General features: G+C 42.0%; 13 protein-coding genes. 6 read left to right on the plus strand and 7 right to left on the minus strand.

Translation table 11 applies throughout. The annotated features are described in order from the left end of the window. Positions 1 to 90: 90 nt before the first annotated feature. From cysW to lysA, 6 genes are all read right to left on the minus strand, one after another. The gene (gene cysW / locus PN447_RS08460; RefSeq protein WP_271762314.1) at positions 91 to 963 is read right to left on the minus strand and encodes a sulfate ABC transporter permease subunit CysW; all 873 of its coding nucleotides are present in this window, start codon (positions 961 to 963) and stop codon (positions 91 to 93) included. Next, positions 953 to 1801 (minus strand): sulfate ABC transporter permease subunit CysT, encoded by an 849-nt coding sequence (gene cysT / locus PN447_RS08465; protein WP_271762316.1) that lies wholly within the window; start codon positions 1799 to 1801, stop codon positions 953 to 955. The genes cysW and cysT overlap by 11 nt, the downstream gene beginning before the upstream one ends. Before the next feature lie 22 nt (positions 1802 to 1823). Then, positions 1824 to 2888: a sulfate ABC transporter substrate-binding protein gene (locus PN447_RS08470; protein WP_271762318.1), complete on the minus strand. Its 1065-nt coding sequence runs from the start codon at positions 2886 to 2888 to the stop codon at positions 1824 to 1826. Between the two features lie 356 nt (positions 2889 to 3244). Further along, complete coding sequence (locus tag PN447_RS08475) at positions 3245 to 3994, minus strand: isoprenyl transferase (protein WP_271762320.1); 750 nt, start codon at positions 3992 to 3994, stop codon at positions 3245 to 3247. Beyond that, on the minus strand, positions 3991 to 4914 hold the full coding sequence (gene cdaA, locus PN447_RS08480; RefSeq protein WP_271762323.1) for a diadenylate cyclase CdaA: 924 nt from the start codon (positions 4912 to 4914) through the stop codon (positions 3991 to 3993). The genes PN447_RS08475 and cdaA overlap by 4 nt, the downstream gene beginning before the upstream one ends. A gap of 150 nt (positions 4915 to 5064) precedes the next feature. Beyond that, positions 5065 to 6483, minus strand: a complete 1419-nt coding sequence (lysA, locus tag PN447_RS08485) for a diaminopimelate decarboxylase (RefSeq protein ID WP_271762325.1) — start codon at positions 6481 to 6483, stop codon at positions 5065 to 5067. Between the two features lie 185 nt (positions 6484 to 6668). Here lysA and rimI point away from each other — a divergent pair, with 185 nt between their 5' ends. The 5 genes from rimI (at position 6669) to yhdJ (ending at position 12003) form a co-directional block, all read left to right on the plus strand. Further along, on the plus strand, positions 6669 to 7214 hold the full coding sequence (gene rimI, locus PN447_RS08490; RefSeq protein WP_271762326.1) for a ribosomal protein S18-alanine N-acetyltransferase: 546 nt from the start codon (positions 6669 to 6671) through the stop codon (positions 7212 to 7214). A gap of 419 nt (positions 7215 to 7633) precedes the next feature. After that, entirely contained in the window at positions 7634 to 10126 is a 2493-nt protein-coding gene (locus tag PN447_RS08495) for an ATP-dependent Clp protease ATP-binding subunit (protein WP_271762385.1), read from the plus strand. A gap of 201 nt (positions 10127 to 10327) precedes the next feature. After that, positions 10328 to 10582, plus strand: a complete 255-nt coding sequence (locus PN447_RS08500) for a type II toxin-antitoxin system HicA family toxin (protein WP_271762327.1) — start codon at positions 10328 to 10330, stop codon at positions 10580 to 10582. Further along, a complete protein-coding gene (locus PN447_RS08505) occupies positions 10579 to 10932 on the plus strand; it encodes a type II toxin-antitoxin system HicB family antitoxin (RefSeq protein ID WP_225880382.1) in 354 nt (117 codons plus the stop codon). The genes PN447_RS08500 and PN447_RS08505 overlap by 4 nt, the downstream gene beginning before the upstream one ends. A 177-nt stretch (positions 10933 to 11109) precedes the next feature. After that, positions 11110 to 12003, plus strand: coding sequence for an adenine-specific DNA-methyltransferase (gene yhdJ, locus PN447_RS08510; protein ID WP_271762330.1), 894 nt, complete (start codon positions 11110 to 11112; stop codon positions 12001 to 12003). A gap of 482 nt (positions 12004 to 12485) precedes the next feature. Here yhdJ and PN447_RS08515 read toward each other — a convergent pair whose 3' ends face one another. Then, positions 12486 to 13235, minus strand: coding sequence for a TspO/MBR family protein (locus PN447_RS08515; protein ID WP_271762333.1), 750 nt, complete (start codon positions 13233 to 13235; stop codon positions 12486 to 12488). 410 nt (positions 13236 to 13645) lie between these two features. Between PN447_RS08515 and PN447_RS08520 the strand changes: the two genes are divergently transcribed. Next, positions 13646 to 16999 carry a type ISP restriction/modification enzyme gene (locus PN447_RS08520; RefSeq protein WP_271762335.1) on the plus strand — a complete coding sequence of 1118 codons (3354 nt, stop codon included), beginning with the start codon at positions 13646 to 13648 and terminating at the stop codon, positions 16997 to 16999. The last annotated feature ends 101 nt before the right edge of the window (positions 17000 to 17100 follow it).

The raw sequence follows: 17100 nt of genomic DNA on the forward strand, positions 1-17100 counted from the left end.
ACCTCACGAGCATGGGAAATGCTATAAGTTAACCAAGGCTCGACGATACTGAGCCAAAATCATTGAAAAACCACAAACTTCACCGCAGTACTAACTTTTGTCTTGATCTTTTATCCGGATGCGACGCTCAAACAGCTCCTTAATGAGCAGCGTTGCACCGGCAAGTCCCGCTAAAACCACCGAAGCTGCAAAAGCACTTTGGGAATCGTAATTGCGGTAAGCTCCTTCCACATACAGAGTCAGAGTTTGGGTACGGCCAATTAAATTACTAGAGACGACAGCAATAGCACCATATTCTCCCATAGCGCGAGCCGTGGTAAGAATAATACCATAGAACAATCCCCAGCGAATAGAAGGTAATGTCACCCGCCAGAAAGTCTGCCATTCACCAGCCCCCAAGGTTTTGGCAGCTTCTTCTTCTTGAGTTCCCACCTCTTCCAAGATAGGAATGACTTCACGAGCCACAAAAGGCATACCCCCCATCATAGTTGCCAGAGCAATCCCGGGGAAGGAAAAGATAATCTTGATGTCCAGAGACTGTAGCACAGATCCAAGTAGCCCATTGCGTCCGTAGAGGGAAACCAACATTAAACCTGTCACAATGGGGGAAATTGAAAATGGCAAGTCAATAATACTGAGTAACAAAGTGCGCCCTCGAAACCGCCGGCGGGCGATTACCCAAGCTGCACACAAACCAAAAATTACATTTAGTGGTACAGCTACTGCCACAGCCATGGCTGTTAAGCGCAAAGCCTGAGTAAAATCTGGGTCGATAAGAGTGGCGAAAAACGGGGCGATACCCCGGCTAAAAGCTCCAATGAATACATAAAGGGTCGGGAGAAGTAACACCAGCGCTAAATAAGTGATTACTGCGGCAATCAAAGCAAATTTACCCCACTCTCTATCCTTCTGGGAGTTGACCCCTCTTGGTAAAGACTGGCTAGATTTAGGTTCAACCGTCATAACTTTGCCTCCAAGCTTGCAGTAAGTTGACCATCAGCAACAGTCCCAGGGAAATTAGCAGTAATACTGTACCAATCGCGGTAGCCCCGGCTATGTCGTTTTGTTCCAGGCGTTGGAATACTAAAATGGGGGCAATTAAGTCTTGATAGGGAATATTAGCGGCAATCAAAACCACCGAGCCATATTCTCCCACCGCCCTAGCAAAAGCTTGGGTTGTACCCGTGAGGATAGCAGGTATAAGTGGTGGTAGCACCACCCGCCAACAAGTTTCCCAACGGGAAGCGCCCAGAGACCAGGCAGCTTCTTCGATAGTATAATCTAGCTCTTGCAGTACAGGCTGAACGCTACGAACGACAAAAGGCACGGAAATAAATACCATTGCCACCGCTACCCCCAAGCGAGTAAAGGAGACTCTGATGCCCAAGGGGGAGAGAAATGAGCCAATCCAGCCCTGCTCACTGTAAACAGTAGCTAGAGTAATACCTGCAACTGCTGTGGGTAGGGCAAAGGGCAGGTCAATGACGGCATCTAAAACCCGTTTAAAGGGGAAATCATAGCGCACCAGCACCCATGCAGTAGCGGTACCAGCAACGCAGTTAATAGCAGCAGCCAAGAAGGCAGTACCAAACGTGATGGTGTAGGTTGACAGGGCAACGGGAGCGGTAGCTAGCCGCCAAAATTCCCCAGGGGAGAGGGTTGCAGCCCGCAGCATCAAGGCGGCTACAGGTAACAGCAGGACTACAGAGAGATAGGTAATGGTGATGCCCCAGGGCAAAGAAAACCGCTTCAGCTTTTGCAGGGCGAAGGGGAAGGTGGACTGTGAGTTGGAAACTGTCATGGCTTCAAGATAGAACTTAGCCCTAAGGTCGGGCAATATTAGCTTGGATGTCGTCAAAGATTGCACCATCGGCAAAGAATTTCGGGCTGACTTGGCTCCAACCGCCAAAATCCTCGATGGTGAACAGGTTTGAGATTTGGGGATAAGTATCGGCAAATTCCGCGACTACTTCTGGTACTACCGGTCGGAAGCCTACTTTGGCAAATTCCCGCTGGGCAGCGGGGGTAAAGAGGAACTGTACAAAGGCTTCTGCTACTTCCCGGTTACCTCGCTGATCAACATAGCTATCAACTACGGCAATGGGACTATCAATAGAGATATTAATGTCGGGAATTATGTAGGGTAAGTTTTGTCCCTGTTGTTTAGCTAAGATGAGTTCGTTCTCATAGTTTATCAATACATCTCCCTGTTTTTGTCCGAAAAAAGCATCAGTTGCTTCACGAGCATCTCTAGTTAAAACGGGCACGTTAGCATAAACCTTAGTCACAAAGTCTTGGGCTTGTTCTTCAGTGCCGCCTGTTTGGGTCACCCTTCCCCACAAAGCCATGTAATTCCAACGAGCGCCACCAGAGGTTTTGGGGTTGGCAGTAATAACACTGACATCATCCCTGGCTAAATCTTCCCAGTCTTGAATATTTTTGGGGTTGCCTTCCCGGGTAACTATCACCCCTACGGAACGGTAGGCAATACCGTCGCCGTTGGGTGTCTTTTTCTCCCAGCCTGGTTTAATTAGCCCGGCTTCCTGGAGTTGCTGAGTGTCTGCTGATAGTGCTAGGGCGACAATATCCGCTTCTAAACCGTCAATGACGGCGCGGGTTTGGGAGCCTGACCCGCCGTAGCTCTGGCCAAAGGTGACTATCTCTCCGGTTTTTTCTCGCCAGTATTCAACAAACAGGGGAATAATCTTTTTGTACGCAGCACGGGTGACAGCGTAGCTCACTAGAGTTAGTTCTTTTCTGCCGGTGTTAGCACTATTACTAGGAGAGCAGGCGGCGATCGCACTACTTAAACACAGTACTATTAAAAATAGCGAAATATATCTTTTAAAAGGCTGCCTTTGCCATCGATTCCAATTATGCACCCACATACCGGTCTGATACTCCTAAATTTCTCTGCGTCAGGGGGTAAGGTAGCATTTCCTCCTACTCTCCCGCTCTCCTACTTAATCTATCAAGTTACAGTATTTTGATATCAGTTATAAATCTGACACATATTACCATGGAATAGCAAGACAATCTCCAAAATCCCAATCAAGAATATGGTGATTAGCCATGTTTTTCCTCTGTGTTCCCTGTGCCTGTGGGGTTCGTGATTAAAAACTATTAAAAACTTAACTGATCGGGCATTTACAGGAATGGACATGGATCTGGGGACATGACAAAATTCCCAAACCATTTCGGAGTAAGTGTTTTCACTTTTTACTTTTGCTATAACCCCCTTAACCTAAACCTTCCCAAACCTTCGATCTCGTTGCTGGTAAGCAAACAAAGCGCGGTGAAACTCAGTCCGGTCAAAATCTGGCCACAGAGCATCAGTAATATAAATTTCCCCGTAAGCCATTTGCCAAAGCAGAAAATTAGAAAGTCGCATTTCACCACTGGTGCGGATTAATAAATCCGGGTCAGTAATTCCTGCTGTGTACAGGTGAGCCTCAAACAATTGTTCATCAATTTCATCAGGTTTAAGGACACCTTGCTGTACCTTTTGGGCGATCGCCCGGCAGGCTTGTAAAATTTCCTGGCGTCCCCCATAATTAGTAGCTACAGTAAACCGAATGCCCTGATTATTGCGGGTTTCTGCCATTGAGCGGGAGATTTCAGCTTGCAGCGATGGAGGTAGAGCATCCAAATTCCCGACAAACTGGATTTGAACATTTTCCTCGAGCATTTCCTGCAGTTCTTGGCGGAGAACCCTTTGAAACAAAGTCATCAAAAAATTTACCTCTTCCTGAGGTCTTTTCCAGTTTTCGGTAGAAAAAGCATAAGCCGTTAGTGCCTGAATCCCCCAGTCTTTGCAACAGCGCAACAAATCCTTGAGCGCATCCACTCCGCGCTTATGTCCCATAATTCTGGGTAGACCTTGAAGTTTAGCCCATCGACCATTGCCATCCATAATCACTGCAACGTGTTTTGGCAGTAGTTCTCGTTTTAAGTCAGAAGGTAAAAATTGCAGTTGAGTTTGTTGTGCTGTCATTTTTTATTTCGAGAAGCGGTCGATGGTAATCCAAGTAAACCTGAAATTATTACTATTGCTTTACTACCGATCTGACGACCCCAACCTAATAGACTGGGAGCAACAGCTTCCCGATCTACAGTGGTCGCTAATCGAGCCTCTAAGGACTCCTTGAGTGTCCTAATCGTCAGTGGTCTATTGAGAGTTCCTCGTTCCGCTAAGGAAATAGAACCCGTTTCTTCTGATACAACCACACAGATACAATTTTCTACCCGCTCAGTGATACCCATGGCTGCCCGGTGGCGTGTTCCCAACTGGCGGGAGGCCGTGCGTCCCGAAAGTGGTAGAATTATACCAGATGATACAATACGCGAGCCACGGATTAAGGTTGCCCCATCGTGCAGTAAAGTTTTCGGCTGAAAAATCGTCTGTATAAGTTCCTTAGAAACATCAGCATTTAGCTTAACTCCAGGCACAGAAAAATCCCGCTCGTGAATTGGACCGGTGGTTTCCAAAATCAGCAAAGCCCCTATGCGGTTTTTTGAAAGTTCTTTGACCGCATCTACAATTTCATCAATTACACTATCAGAGTTGGGGATGGTTAAACTGGATGGTTTAAATAACTGCTGAAATTCACCGCGTCCCACCTGCTCCAAAAATCGGCGAAATTCAGACTGGAGAGCCACAGCCATTGCTACAGCGCAGCCAATCACTAACTTTTCCAGAACAAAATTGAGCAGAGGGAAACCCATTCTGCCACTGAGTGCTGAAGCTAGCATTAAGATAATAAAACCCCGCACCATCCACAGTGTTCGGCGCTCACTAATAATAACTAGTATCATGTAGGTCAGCGCTAACACCAACAAGATATCCAGAGTCCCAAGCAGCAAGGACTGCGACCATCCCAGGTTTGTCAGCCATTGCTTCCACCAATCTCTCATGACATCTGGATTACTCTTTGTTATCCCTCAATATTCTGTCATTTTGCTGTTATTTTCATGCCCCAAAGGTTAACCCTTGAGGAAACAGCAAGTGTTGAGTCATTAGCTATTAGTGATATTGTCCTAGCTAGTGACTATACAAACCGGTTATTAGTTCTGCACGTTGAGCCTGTCTGGTAGACAATCTTGTCGAATCAAGTCCTGATAACTTTCGCGCCGCAAAATTAAATTTGCTTCCCCATTGGCTACTACAACGGCAGCCGGGCGGGGTAAGCGATTATAGTTTGATGACATACTGTAATTGTACGCACCAGTCCCCATGATTACGAGTATATCCCCTGGTTGAGTTTCCGGCAGTTGGGCATTTTTAATCAGAATATCCCCTGATTCACAATGCTTACCAGCTATTGTCACTGTTTGGGTGAGGGGAGCAGACATCTTGTTAGCGACTACTGCTCGATAAACTGACTGGTAAGTAATGGGTCGGGGATTATCAGACATCCCACCGTCAACTGTCACGTAGGTACGAATGTCGGGCACAACCTTTGATGATCCCATACTATAGGCGGTGACGCACGCTGTGGCAATCAGCGATCGACCTGGTTCACACAACAATTTTGGCAAAGGAATATTTTCGGCAGTACAAGCTGCTTGTATAACTTCACAAATCGCCTTCACCCATTCTGTAATACTGGGGGGATCATCAGATTCGGTGTACCTAATTCCTAAACCACCGCCAACATTTAATTCTGTGACGCTTAAACCATAATTTGCCGCCTTTTTTAACCACTGCACCATGACAGCAGCCAAATCTCGATGGGGTTGGCGTTCAAAAATTTGGGAACCAATGTGAGCATGTAACCCAAGGCAGTTTAAAGAAGGTTGCTGACTAACAAAGGTAAATACTTCGTCCAAATCATTAGGGTCAAAGCCAAATTTACTATCTAAATGTCCCGTGCGAATGTATTCGTGGGTATGGCATTCAATTCCTGGGGTTAACCGCAACATTACCCGGATGGGGGTAGATGTCCCTGGTGCTTGTTCTGCCATCTTCACCAAGGTATGCAGTTCTTGCCAGTTATCTGCCACAATGGTGCTACCAGACTCTATAGCTAAAAGCAGTTCTTCATGAGATTTATTATTGCCATGGAGGTAGAGTTTCTCCGGGTTCACACCGGCACTTATGGCTGTATATAATTCCCCTCCCGAAACTACATCTATACCTAATCCTTCCGATGCTGCGATCGCACATACGGCTAAACAGTTCCAGGCTTTGGATGCGTATAGTACCTGGGATTCCCCCTGGTAATATTTTTTAAATGTATCTCGATATTGCTGACAAGCTAAACGCAGGGTTTCTTCATCTAAAATATACAAAGGTGAACCAAACTGCTCCACCAGGGTTTTGACATCACACCCACCAATTTCTAGGATGTCCTGACTGTTAACTTTGGCGGTAACTGGTAAAAGTTCCTGGTTGGGGGAAACATTGATGTTTTCACGTCCTTGAATTTGAGGTAAATATTGACTACCAGCATATTGAACGCCAGCGGGGTGAGTGGATACCATAGTTTTTATAAATTGTCCTTGCTCAAAGTTGAAATTTTTTTGGGCGTGGGGTCATTCAGCGTCCCGATTTTCAGTTTAACCAAAATAGCGTGGAAACAGGAGATATGCCTAGCTTCAGTTGACGGCGCTTTTTTCCCCTCAAGGATGTTTAAATCTTCATATTTATTTACCCATTCGCCATTAACGTGATCTTATTAGACTTAAAACTGAAATCCCTGACTTTAAATGATCTAACTGCCATCCTGGAACTAGATCAAGCCTGTTTTGGCGGTCTGTGGACTATGGATGGCTATCAACGAGAGTTAAACAGTCCTAACAGTGAATTATTGGGTTTATTTTCCCCGGTTTATGGGTCAAAACTGCTAGGAATGGGGTGCTTTTGGGCAATTTTAGAAGAAGCACACATTACAATCTTAGCAATTCATCCCCAATATCACCGTCAAGGTTTGGGACAGGTTTTACTGTATTCTCTACTTCAAACCGCAAGCGATCGCGGACTGGAGCGAGCCACACTAGAAGTCCGCGCTTCTAATTTCGCGGCCATATCCTTATATGAAAAATTTGGCTTTAAGATAGCCGGACGGCGGCGGGGTTATTACCAGGATAATGGCGAGGATGCTCTAGTGCTGTGGCTGTCAGATTTACAATCAGCGCAATTTGCACAAACTTTGGAGAATTGGCACACTACCGTAGTCCATGGCTTGAGGAAGTCATTTTGGCAAATGGTTTAACTGATTGGTGATGATCTCAAGGTAAACCGCGATCCTAATCACATTAGGGAGAAAAAATTCGGGTTTGTGCTCCCATATATTAAAACTTTAAATCAATAATTTTTTTTAATTTAAAATAATTTATTGTTCATTGATATTCTTGACTAGAGGGTGATAAGTATGTTATAATTTTTCATTTGGGAATGGTTAAATAAAAGCCTAACCATAGCGGTTTGGTGGATAGTGGTAAAGCAGGGAAACACTAGTAAACTCAAGGGCCTAAGTATAGCAACCATAAAAAAAGTAATAAAAAACTAACAATTAAGCCATGATGTGGGGCGAAATTTTTTCGTGGCCTATAATCTTTATACAGGCATCCAAAAGCAGAGCCTGTGCTAAAATCAGCATACCGGCACGACGCAGGTGATGGGAAAAATGCCATGTTTGAACGCTTCACAGAAAAAGCCATTAAGGTAATCATGCTGGCCCAAGAAGAGGCCCGCCGCTTAGGTCACAACTTCGTGGGAACCGAACAGATCCTCCTAGGTCTGATTGGGGAAGGTACGGGAGTTGCGGCTAAAGTGTTGAAATCAATGGGTGTCAATCTCAAAGATGCCCGGATTGAGGTAGAAAAAATCATAGGCCGGGGTTCGGGCTTTGTGGCCGTGGAAATTCCGTTTACGCCACGGGCAAAGCGTGTACTAGAGCTATCCTTGGAAGAAGCGCGCCAATTAGGGCATAACTACATTGGCACCGAGCATCTGCTGTTGGGCCTGATCCGGGAAGGGGAAGGTGTAGCAGCCAGGGTGCTAGAAAACCTAGGGGTAGATCTGTCGAAGGTACGAACCCAAGTGATCCGAATGCTGGGAGAAACAGCAGAGGTTTCAGCCACAGGGCCATCGGGACGCACCAAAACTCCCACCTTGGATGAGTTTGGCTCGAACTTAACCCAAATGGCGACGGACAACAAGCTAGACCCAGTTGTAGGACGCGCTAAAGAAATTGAGCGGGTGATCCAAATTTTGGGCCGCCGGACTAAAAATAATCCAGTATTAATCGGTGAACCAGGGGTGGGGAAAACAGCAATCGCTGAAGGTCTAGCATCCCGCATAGCTAACAGGGATATTCCCGACATCCTAGAAGATAAGCGGGTGGTAACCCTAGATATTGGCTTGCTAGTAGCAGGTACCAAGTACCGGGGTGAGTTTGAAGAACGCCTCAAGAAAATCATGGATGAAATCCGCTCGGCGGGTAATGTCATCCTGGTAATTGACGAGGTACACACTCTGATTGGTGCTGGTGCTGCAGAAGGGGCTATTGATGCAGCTAATATCCTCAAGCCGGCTTTGGCTAGGGGTGAGCTACAGTGTATTGGCGCTACTACTTTAGATGAGTACCGCAAGCACATTGAGCGAGATGCAGCTCTAGAGCGACGCTTCCAGCCGGTGATGGTGGGGGAACCTTCTGTAGATGAAACCATTGAAATCCTGCACGGCTTGCGCGAACGCTATGAGCAACACCACAAGCTGAAAATCTCTGATGAGGCTTTGGTGGCCGCGGCAAAATTATCTGACCGTTACATTAGCGATCGCTATCTACCAGATAAGGCTATCGATTTAATTGACGAGGCTGGTTCTAGGGTACGTTTAATGAACTCCCAATTACCACCCGCAGCTAAAGAGTTAGACAAAGAACTACGGCAAATCTTAAAAGAAAAAGACGAAGCTGTCCGCTCTCAAGACTTTGACAAAGCTGGAGAACTGCGCGATCGCGAAATGGAAATCAAAGCCGAAATTCGCGCCATCGCCCAAGGTAAAACTAATACCTCTACCAGCCCAAGTGATAGCGCCCGCGGCCCAGCCGTTGAGCCTGTAGTCGGCGAAGAGGACATTGCTCACATTGTGGCTTCCTGGACTGGCGTACCAGTGAACAAGCTCACGGAATCAGAATCCGAAAAGCTGCTGCACATGGAAGATACCTTACATCAGCGGTTAATCGGTCAAGAAGATGCGGTCAAAGCTGTTTCCCGCGCCATTCGCCGCGCTCGTGTCGGTTTGAAGAATCCCAATCGACCCATCGCTAGTTTTGTCTTCTCTGGTCCAACTGGGGTGGGTAAAACTGAGTTGGCTAAGTCCTTGGCTTCCTACTTCTTCGGTTCTGAAGAAGCAATGATTCGCCTGGATATGTCGGAATACATGGAACGCCACACCGTTAGTAAGTTGATTGGTTCGCCTCCTGGTTATGTTGGTTACAACGAAGGCGGTCAGTTAACTGAAGCTGTGCGTCGCCGACCCTACACTGTGGTGCTATTCGACGAAATCGAAAAAGCTCACCCCGATGTCTTCAATATGCTGCTGCAAATTCTCGAAGACGGACGGTTAACAGATGCGAAAGGTCGCACGGTGGACTTTAAGAACACTTTGTTAATCCTGACTTCTAACATAGGTTCTAAGGTAATTGAAAAAGGCGGCGGCGGTATCGGCTTTGAATTCGCTGATGATGCGACTGAGACTCAATACAACCGCATTCGCTCTCTGGTGAATGAAGAACTCAAGCAGTACTTCCGTCCTGAATTCCTCAACCGTCTGGATGAAATTATCGTCTTCCGTCAATTGAGTAAGGCTGAGGTGACGGAAATCGCCGAAATCATGCTCAAGGAAGTATTTGGTCGTCTGACTGAAAAGGGTATCACTTTAGAGGTGAGCGATCGCTTCAAGGACAGACTAATTCAAGAGGGTTACAGTCCGAGCTACGGCGCTAGGCCATTACGTCGAGCTATCATGCGCTTGTTAGAAGATAGCCTAGCTGAAGAAATTCTCTCTGGTCGCATTAAGGATGGTGATACAGCCTTAGTTGATGTTGACGAGAGTGGTAACGTTCAAGTTAGTGCTGAACAGCGCCGCGAGTTATTAACTCAGGGTGTTGATTCCTAGTTAGAAACTATAAAACTTAAATCAGCGGTGGGGAATTTCCGTTCTCTACCGTTTTTTTTGTGAAGCACCAGGTACAAGAGAAAGAAAGGAGGGTTTTGTGGCTGACCTAATTTCGGATCAGGTATATGGAATAATGTAACTAATTCTAGTTGCACAATTTTTCTCAGGACAGATAATGGAAGTAAGCAGTCGGGAGTTATCATGACCCGCAGGGAGAAATTAATTAAGCGGTTTCTTAGTATTCCCAAAGATTTCACCTGGGAGGAGTTAGTTACTTTGCTTGCGGGGTTTGGATTTGAGGAGGTCAGCACTGGAAAAACGGGAGGTTCTCGGCGGCGTTTTCTCAATGATGGGGGAGTGATTATTACTTTACATGAACCCCATCCTCAAAATATTCTCAAACGATATCAGATTGAACAGATTATCGAGATTCTCCAAGGGGAAGAATTGCTATGAATAACATGATGCAATACAAGGATTATTTCGGGTCGATTCACTATAGTGATGATGATAAAATATTCTACGGACAGGTGGAACATATCCGCAGTTTAATCAGTTTTGAAGGGGAAGATGTGGCTAGTCTCAGGGCTAGTTTTGAGGAAGCAATTGATGATTATTTGGCTCTGTGTGCAGAAAAAGGGATTGAGCCTGAGAAGCCGTTTAAGGGTAGTTTTAATGTGCGTGTAGGTAGCCAACTTCATCGTCAAGCGGCTTTATTTGCTCAACAACGGGGGGTGAATCTCAATAAGTTGGTGACGGATGCACTGGAACGTTATCTGAAAGGGGAATCCTTGGAAAATGCTTGAGGAATTGCGGATTTGAAGTACCAAAAAACAAAATTAAGTATCGTCTAACCATGATTTTACGTTTTGATACTATTAGTTGTGATATTGAAGTATGGATTTATCCGATGTGATCACCTCCATATATTCTTTTATTGCTTTTATGTTTATGTAAACATGGTAAAGTTGTCAAGGATAATTATGATTGAACGCTACGAAAATCAACAACATACCATTTTTCATGGTGATACTATCAGCACCTTATCAAAATATATTCCTACAGATTCCGTAGATTTAATTTTTATTGATCCTCCCTATAACATAGGTAAGCAATTTAGCAATTTCCATGATAAATGGGAATCAGAAGCAGAATATTTAAATTGGTCATATCAATGGCTTGATCAGTGTATTCGCATTCTCAAACCAAATGGGACAATTTATCTCATGACCAGCACCCAAGCAATGCCTTATTTTGACATTTACTTGAGAAAAAAGTTAACTATTCTCAGTCGCATCATATGGCATTATGATAGCTCTGGAGTACAAGCTACAAAATACTTTGGTTCAATGTATGAACCCATTCTCCATTGCGTCAAAAATAAAAACAATTATATTTTTAATAGTGATAATATTAAAATTGCCGCCAAAACAGGCGCACAACGTAAATTAATCGATTACAGAAAATCTGTACCTACTCCTTATAATGCGGAAAAAGTACCGGGTAATGCTTGGTATTTTCCCCGTGTGAGATATCGCATGGCGGAATATGAAAACCATCCTTCACAAAAACCGGAGTCATTACTAGAAAGAATTATTTTAGCAAGTAGTCATGAGGGAAGTTTAATACTTGATCCCTTTGCTGGTACTTTTACAACTGCTGCGGTAGCTAAACGGTTAGGGAGAAAATCTATCAGTATTGAACTACAGGAAGAATATTTAAAAATTGGTTTGAGACGGGTTTTAGAATTAATAGAGTATAAAGGAGAGCAACTTTTACCACCTCAGAAAAATCATCAGGTTAAAAATAAGAATGGTCAAGAATTAAATTTGGATGTGATAGAAACGAATATTTTTGAGCAGAATACTACAACATAATTTTACACTCATTATCAAGAAAATTATCAAATATTTTAATTATTCAGTTAAGAGGTAGAGAATAATTTTTCCCTACCTGTTTTCAGGTATCTTGAATCCACTACTCAAAAATAAAGTGAGATTGTCCCTTGTTTTCCCAGGTAAATTTTAATGATTTAGGGTTTGCAACAGGAAGTCTTTTGGTGGGGGTAGGGAACAGGGAACAGGGAACAGGGAACAGTTTCAGCTATCTGTCATCCCTAAATTTTCTGATTTATTTAACCCAAAATGTACACTTTTGATGGTAGAGCCTTCAAAAACCCTGCACCTGTTTTCTTTTTTAGCAACCTCAAACCTTTGATTTACAGCGCATTTCATCTGAGTAGGTACAAAAGGGCGGGCAGGATGCCCACCCCACAAGATTTATGATATTAAGGTGTGTACTTTATTTACTTGAAAAGTGCTGTATATAGGTTTTACATTTATTATTCAGCCAGCCCTATTTATTTCTCCCCAGATGCAAGCTTTAAGGGATACAATGGCTCTGATCCGTTTAATTGCCAAATTCTCCACACTAGTACAGCAGCTACAGTTAACCAAACACAGGAAAATGATAAAATCATCCCTGCTAAAGGATTAGTTTCCCAATAAATTGCTGTCACCACTAGCGCAGACAACCAAGGACCTAAAATCACCACCGGAACAGCAGCGCCTAATCTCCGTTCTACAGTAAAAATTGTATTCCAAGTATCCCCTAGAGCTAGATGTACCACAAACAGAATTAAAGGTAATAGCAAAAATTGGTGATTCATTGTTTGCCAAACTAATACAGAGGAAATTACCCGCAAAACTGCTATGATCATCCAAACGATGGGAAATGCTAAAGGTGGGGGAGACCATCTGGGTCTAATTACTTGGTCATAGGTGGTACGAGAACGAGTATTATCTAAAAGGGAAAAAATCCGGGAACGGATACTTAAGACGGCAAAAAATAATGCAGTTAATGCAGTGCTAACCCAACTGGGGAAACCGGAATTATGATCAATGAATATGATTAATTTTTCCATTCCCAGCAACACAAGAATCATCACTGCTATTTGTAGGATAGTCCCTAGTTTATAAACTAGAACTGCGTTGATATCTAGTTCTTGTGTGGTCGCTGTTGAGGTGTTGGGGGGGTTTTGTTTACCAGGTTTCACCCCCATAACTGTGTTGACAAATTTTTCTAGTATTCCCGTTTTGGCTTGGTTCATAATCAAGAGATGGTGAGTAGTTGGTAAGTATTAACAATAATTAATTATATGATCATCTAATGTTAATGCACTACCACCACAATCAAGAATGGCAAGAATTACAGACAGGAGACTTGATTGATTATTAGTTCTTCTGTCCCTAGACGTGGTAATATTTGGCTGACTAATTTTGATCCACAATATCATATATGTTGTGGGGTGGGCATCCTGTCCGCCCTAGTGTACCTAACTCAGATGAAAGGGGCTGTAAAACTTACAAGCACAAATATTATACAATTATTTTTATTAAAAAGTAATATAAGTATTAATTTTTTTGTATATTTTTCTATGAATCACCAATCATTATAAAATGCATATGAAATGTTTTGATACAGAGATTATGTATCAATAATTGTTATTTATTTATGAATATGGCGAAAAATCATCAGAGTCAATTTTTATCTAATCTTCAAGCTTACGCAAAGGAATTAACTAATAAATTCTCACTTTCTTCTGTCTCTTTTGGTGCTGAAGATCAACTGAAATCACCTATAGAAAATTTATTAAAATCAGCAGCAAATATTCTGAATCTATCTATTGTAGTAGTTACTGAGGTACAAGAAAAGCTACTTTCAGGAAGACCAGATATGGGAATAACAATTAATGGTCTTTTAATTGGACATATTGAACTAAAAGCACCAGGAAAGGGCGCAGATCCTAGTAAATTGAAAGGAGATGATAAACAACAGTGGGAAAAGTTTAAAAATATCCCAAATGTGATTTACACAGATGGCAATAATTGGGGACTGTATCGCACAGGTGAAAAGGTCGGAAAGATCATTAAATTTTCAGGAGATATTACTTGCAAGGGTGTATCAGCTATTAGTTCTCAAAATGCTAATGATTTACTAATATTATTACGAGATTTTTTCAAGTGGCATCCAATTGTTCCTTCTACGCCAAAAGCTTTAGCAGAAATGCTTGCTCCTATTTGTCGGTTATTAAGAAAAGATGTTTTGAATGCTCTTGAGAATCCTGAATCTAATTTAAGTCAAGTAGCTAAAGATTGGCGACATTATTTGTTTCCTGATGCGGATAATCAACAATTTGCAGATGCTTATGCTCAAACCTTAACCTATGCACTTTTATTGGCCAGGTTTTCCGGTGCTGATGATCTATCTTTACCACAAGCTGTTAAAACTATTAGAACTGGTCATAATTTACTAGCTGATGCTTTAAAAATCTTAGGTGATGAAGTAGCACGCGAACAAATAGAAGTTTCGGTAAGTCTATTAGAAAGAATAATTGCAGCTATCGATATTACGGCAATAAATGAAAATGATTCTGAAGACCCTTGGTTATATTTTTATGAGGATTTTCTGGCTCAATATGATCCAAAGATGAGAAAAGAAAGAGGAGTTTATTATACTCCTATTCCTGTTATTAAAACACAAGTAAGATTAGTAGCTGAATTATTAGGAGAGCATTTTGATGCTGAATTTTCCTTTGTAGATGATAAAGTTATTACTTTAGATCCTGCTTGTGGTACAGGAACTTATATTTTAACAGCTATTAAACATGGACTGGATCAAATTAGTAATTTAAGAGGAAAAGGAATGAGAGTTTCTGCTGCTACAAATGCAGCAGCAAATATTCACGCTTTTGAAATCTTAGTTGGTCCCTATGCTGTTGCTCATTTACGTCTCACTCAACAAATTTTAAGTGAAGGTGGTACTTTACCTGAAAATGGTGTTCATGTTTATTTGAGTGATACTTTAGAATCTCCCTATGCTCAATTAAGTGGTAATTTACCTTTAATTTACAAATCTTTAGGTCAAGAATATAAACGCGCTCAAAAAATTAAACAAAATACACCGGTGATGGTTTGCTTAGGAAATCCACCTTATAACCGTCAAACAATTGATGAAGATGATTTAATTAATCAAAAAAGAAAGGGTGGATGGGTCAGATTTGGAGATGATGAGCAAAAGGTAGATGAAAATCGGCAATTAATTAAAAAACGTCCTATTTTAGAGGATTTTCTAGAACCATTAACAGAAATGGGTTATGGTGTTCATGCTAAAAATTTATATAATGACTATGTTTATTTTTGGCGATGGGCTTTGTGGAAAGTATTTGAAGCTAACACAGAAAATAAAGCCGGAATTATCAGTTTTATTACAGCTTCTTCCTATTTGCGTGGCCCTGGATTTGCGGGAATGCGTAAGGTGATGCGTCAAACGTTTGATGAACTGTGGATTATTGATTTGGAAGGTGATAATTTAGGGGCTAGAAAAACAGATAATGTGTTTGCAATTCAAACTCCTGTGGCTATTGCTATTGGGGTTTGTTACAACCAACCTCAACCTGAAGTTGCTGCTAAAGTTCATTTTACTATAATTGATGGTACAACTCAAGAAAAACTAGCAATTTTAGATAATATTCACTCTTTTAAAGATTTACAATGGCGTGAATGTCCTAATAATTGGACTGATTTATTTTTACCTGTTAGTGATACACATTATTGGAATTGGGCAAAGTTAACTGATTTATTTCCTTGGCAAGAAAATGGTATTCAATTTAAAAGAAAATGGACTATTGGTGAAAATAAGGAAGTTTTAAATAAACGTTGGCAAACTTTGATTAATGCTAGTAAATCGCCAGGGATACAGAAAAAACTGTTTAAAGAAACAGATGCTAGAAAAATTAGTAAACAGTATTCATCTTTAGAAGATAAAGGAAATTTATTAGCTCCCATTGCTAATTTATTATCTAAGGATTTACCTGTAGAACCAATTCGTTATGCTTATCGCAGTTTTGATCGCCAGTGGGCTTTATTAGATAATAGATTGTGCGATCGCCCTAGACCCAATTTACGACGTTCTCACAGTGATCAGCAGGTTTATATGACAAGTTTATTAACTAATGTTCTAGGTGAAGGTTCTGCTGCTGTTGTTACTGCTTTAATTCCTGATTTACATCATTTTTGTGGGCGTGGAGCAAAAGATATTATTCCTCTCTGGAGAAATTATGAAGCTAATCAACCTAATATTACCACTGGAGTTTTAGAAGTTATTAGTAATATACTCAATTACAATATTGCACCACAATATTTTTTTGCCTATTGTTATGCTATACTAGCAACTCCCAAATATGTCAAAGAATTTTGGCATGAACTAGAAACACCTGGACCAAGGATTCCCATTACTAAAAATAGGGATTTATTTATCAAAGTAGTGGAAATAGGACGCACTTTAGTTTGGTTACATACCTATGGTGAAAGGTTTGTTCCCAGTGGTAAAAAACCAGGTAAAATTCCTATTGGTAAAGTTCGTTGTCAAGTAGGAATACCCAATACAGTCAATGATTATCCCACAGAATTTTCTTATGATGTGGGTACACAAGAATTAAAAGTTGGTAGAGGTGTATTTGAAAATGTCCGTCCAGAAGTTTATAATTTTAGTGTTTCAGGTTTAGAAGTTGTCAAGTCCTGGTTAGCTTATAGGATGAGAGACGGTGCTGGTAAAAAGTCCTCACCTTTGGATGATATTCGTCCTCAAACCTGGCAATTTGATGGTGAATTGCTTGATTTACTCTGGGTTTTAGATGCTACTGTAGATTTATATCCTAGTTTATCTTCCTTATTTGAGGAAGTGATTAACAGTGAATTATTTGCAGCTACGGAGTTTCCACAACCAACAGAGTTAGAAAAGTCCAACTCTTTAGAAGTGCAGACAGATTTACCAATTTTCAATATACAAGAGATAGATGTAGAAGGTGAGTAAGCACTTACAGCGGACTTCATCTAAGTGGGTAGGGTAGAGCGGGCAGGATGCCCACCCCACAATAGTTATACAATTAATACCTGTATTTTATCTAGGTATAA

The sequence above is a fragment of the Anabaena sp. CS-542/02 genome (assembly GCF_028331085.1).
Classification (GTDB): Bacteria; Cyanobacteriota; Cyanobacteriia; order Cyanobacteriales; family Nostocaceae; genus Anabaenopsis; species Anabaenopsis arnoldii.

What these genes read in the sequence shown, in the direction of transcription:
- cysW (WP_271762314.1), bottom strand. Translation starts at nt 963, where the DNA reads ATGACGGTTGAACCTAAATCTAGCCAGTCTTTACCAAGAGGGGTCAAC.
- cysT (WP_271762316.1), bottom strand. Translation starts at nt 1,801, where the DNA reads ATGACAGTTTCCAACTCACAGTCCACCTTCCCCTTCGCCCTGCAAAAG.
- PN447_RS08470 (WP_271762318.1), bottom strand. Translation starts at nt 2,888, where the DNA reads ATGTGGGTGCATAATTGGAATCGATGGCAAAGGCAGCCTTTTAAAAGA.
- PN447_RS08475 (WP_271762320.1), bottom strand. Translation starts at nt 3,994, where the DNA reads ATGACAGCACAACAAACTCAACTGCAATTTTTACCTTCTGACTTAAAA.
- cdaA (WP_271762323.1), bottom strand. Translation starts at nt 4,914, where the DNA reads ATGAGAGATTGGTGGAAGCAATGGCTGACAAACCTGGGATGGTCGCAG.
- lysA (WP_271762325.1), bottom strand. Translation starts at nt 6,483, where the DNA reads ATGGTATCCACTCACCCCGCTGGCGTTCAATATGCTGGTAGTCAATAT.
- PN447_RS08495 (WP_271762385.1), top strand. Translation starts at nt 7,634, where the DNA reads ATGTTTGAACGCTTCACAGAAAAAGCCATTAAGGTAATCATGCTGGCC.
- PN447_RS08500 (WP_271762327.1), top strand. Translation starts at nt 10,328, where the DNA reads ATGACCCGCAGGGAGAAATTAATTAAGCGGTTTCTTAGTATTCCCAAA.
- PN447_RS08505 (WP_225880382.1), top strand. Translation starts at nt 10,579, where the DNA reads ATGAATAACATGATGCAATACAAGGATTATTTCGGGTCGATTCACTAT.
- yhdJ (WP_271762330.1), top strand. Translation starts at nt 11,110, where the DNA reads ATGATTGAACGCTACGAAAATCAACAACATACCATTTTTCATGGTGAT.
- PN447_RS08515 (WP_271762333.1), bottom strand. Translation starts at nt 13,235, where the DNA reads ATGAACCAAGCCAAAACGGGAATACTAGAAAAATTTGTCAACACAGTT.
- PN447_RS08520 (WP_271762335.1), top strand. Translation starts at nt 13,646, where the DNA reads ATGGCGAAAAATCATCAGAGTCAATTTTTATCTAATCTTCAAGCTTAC.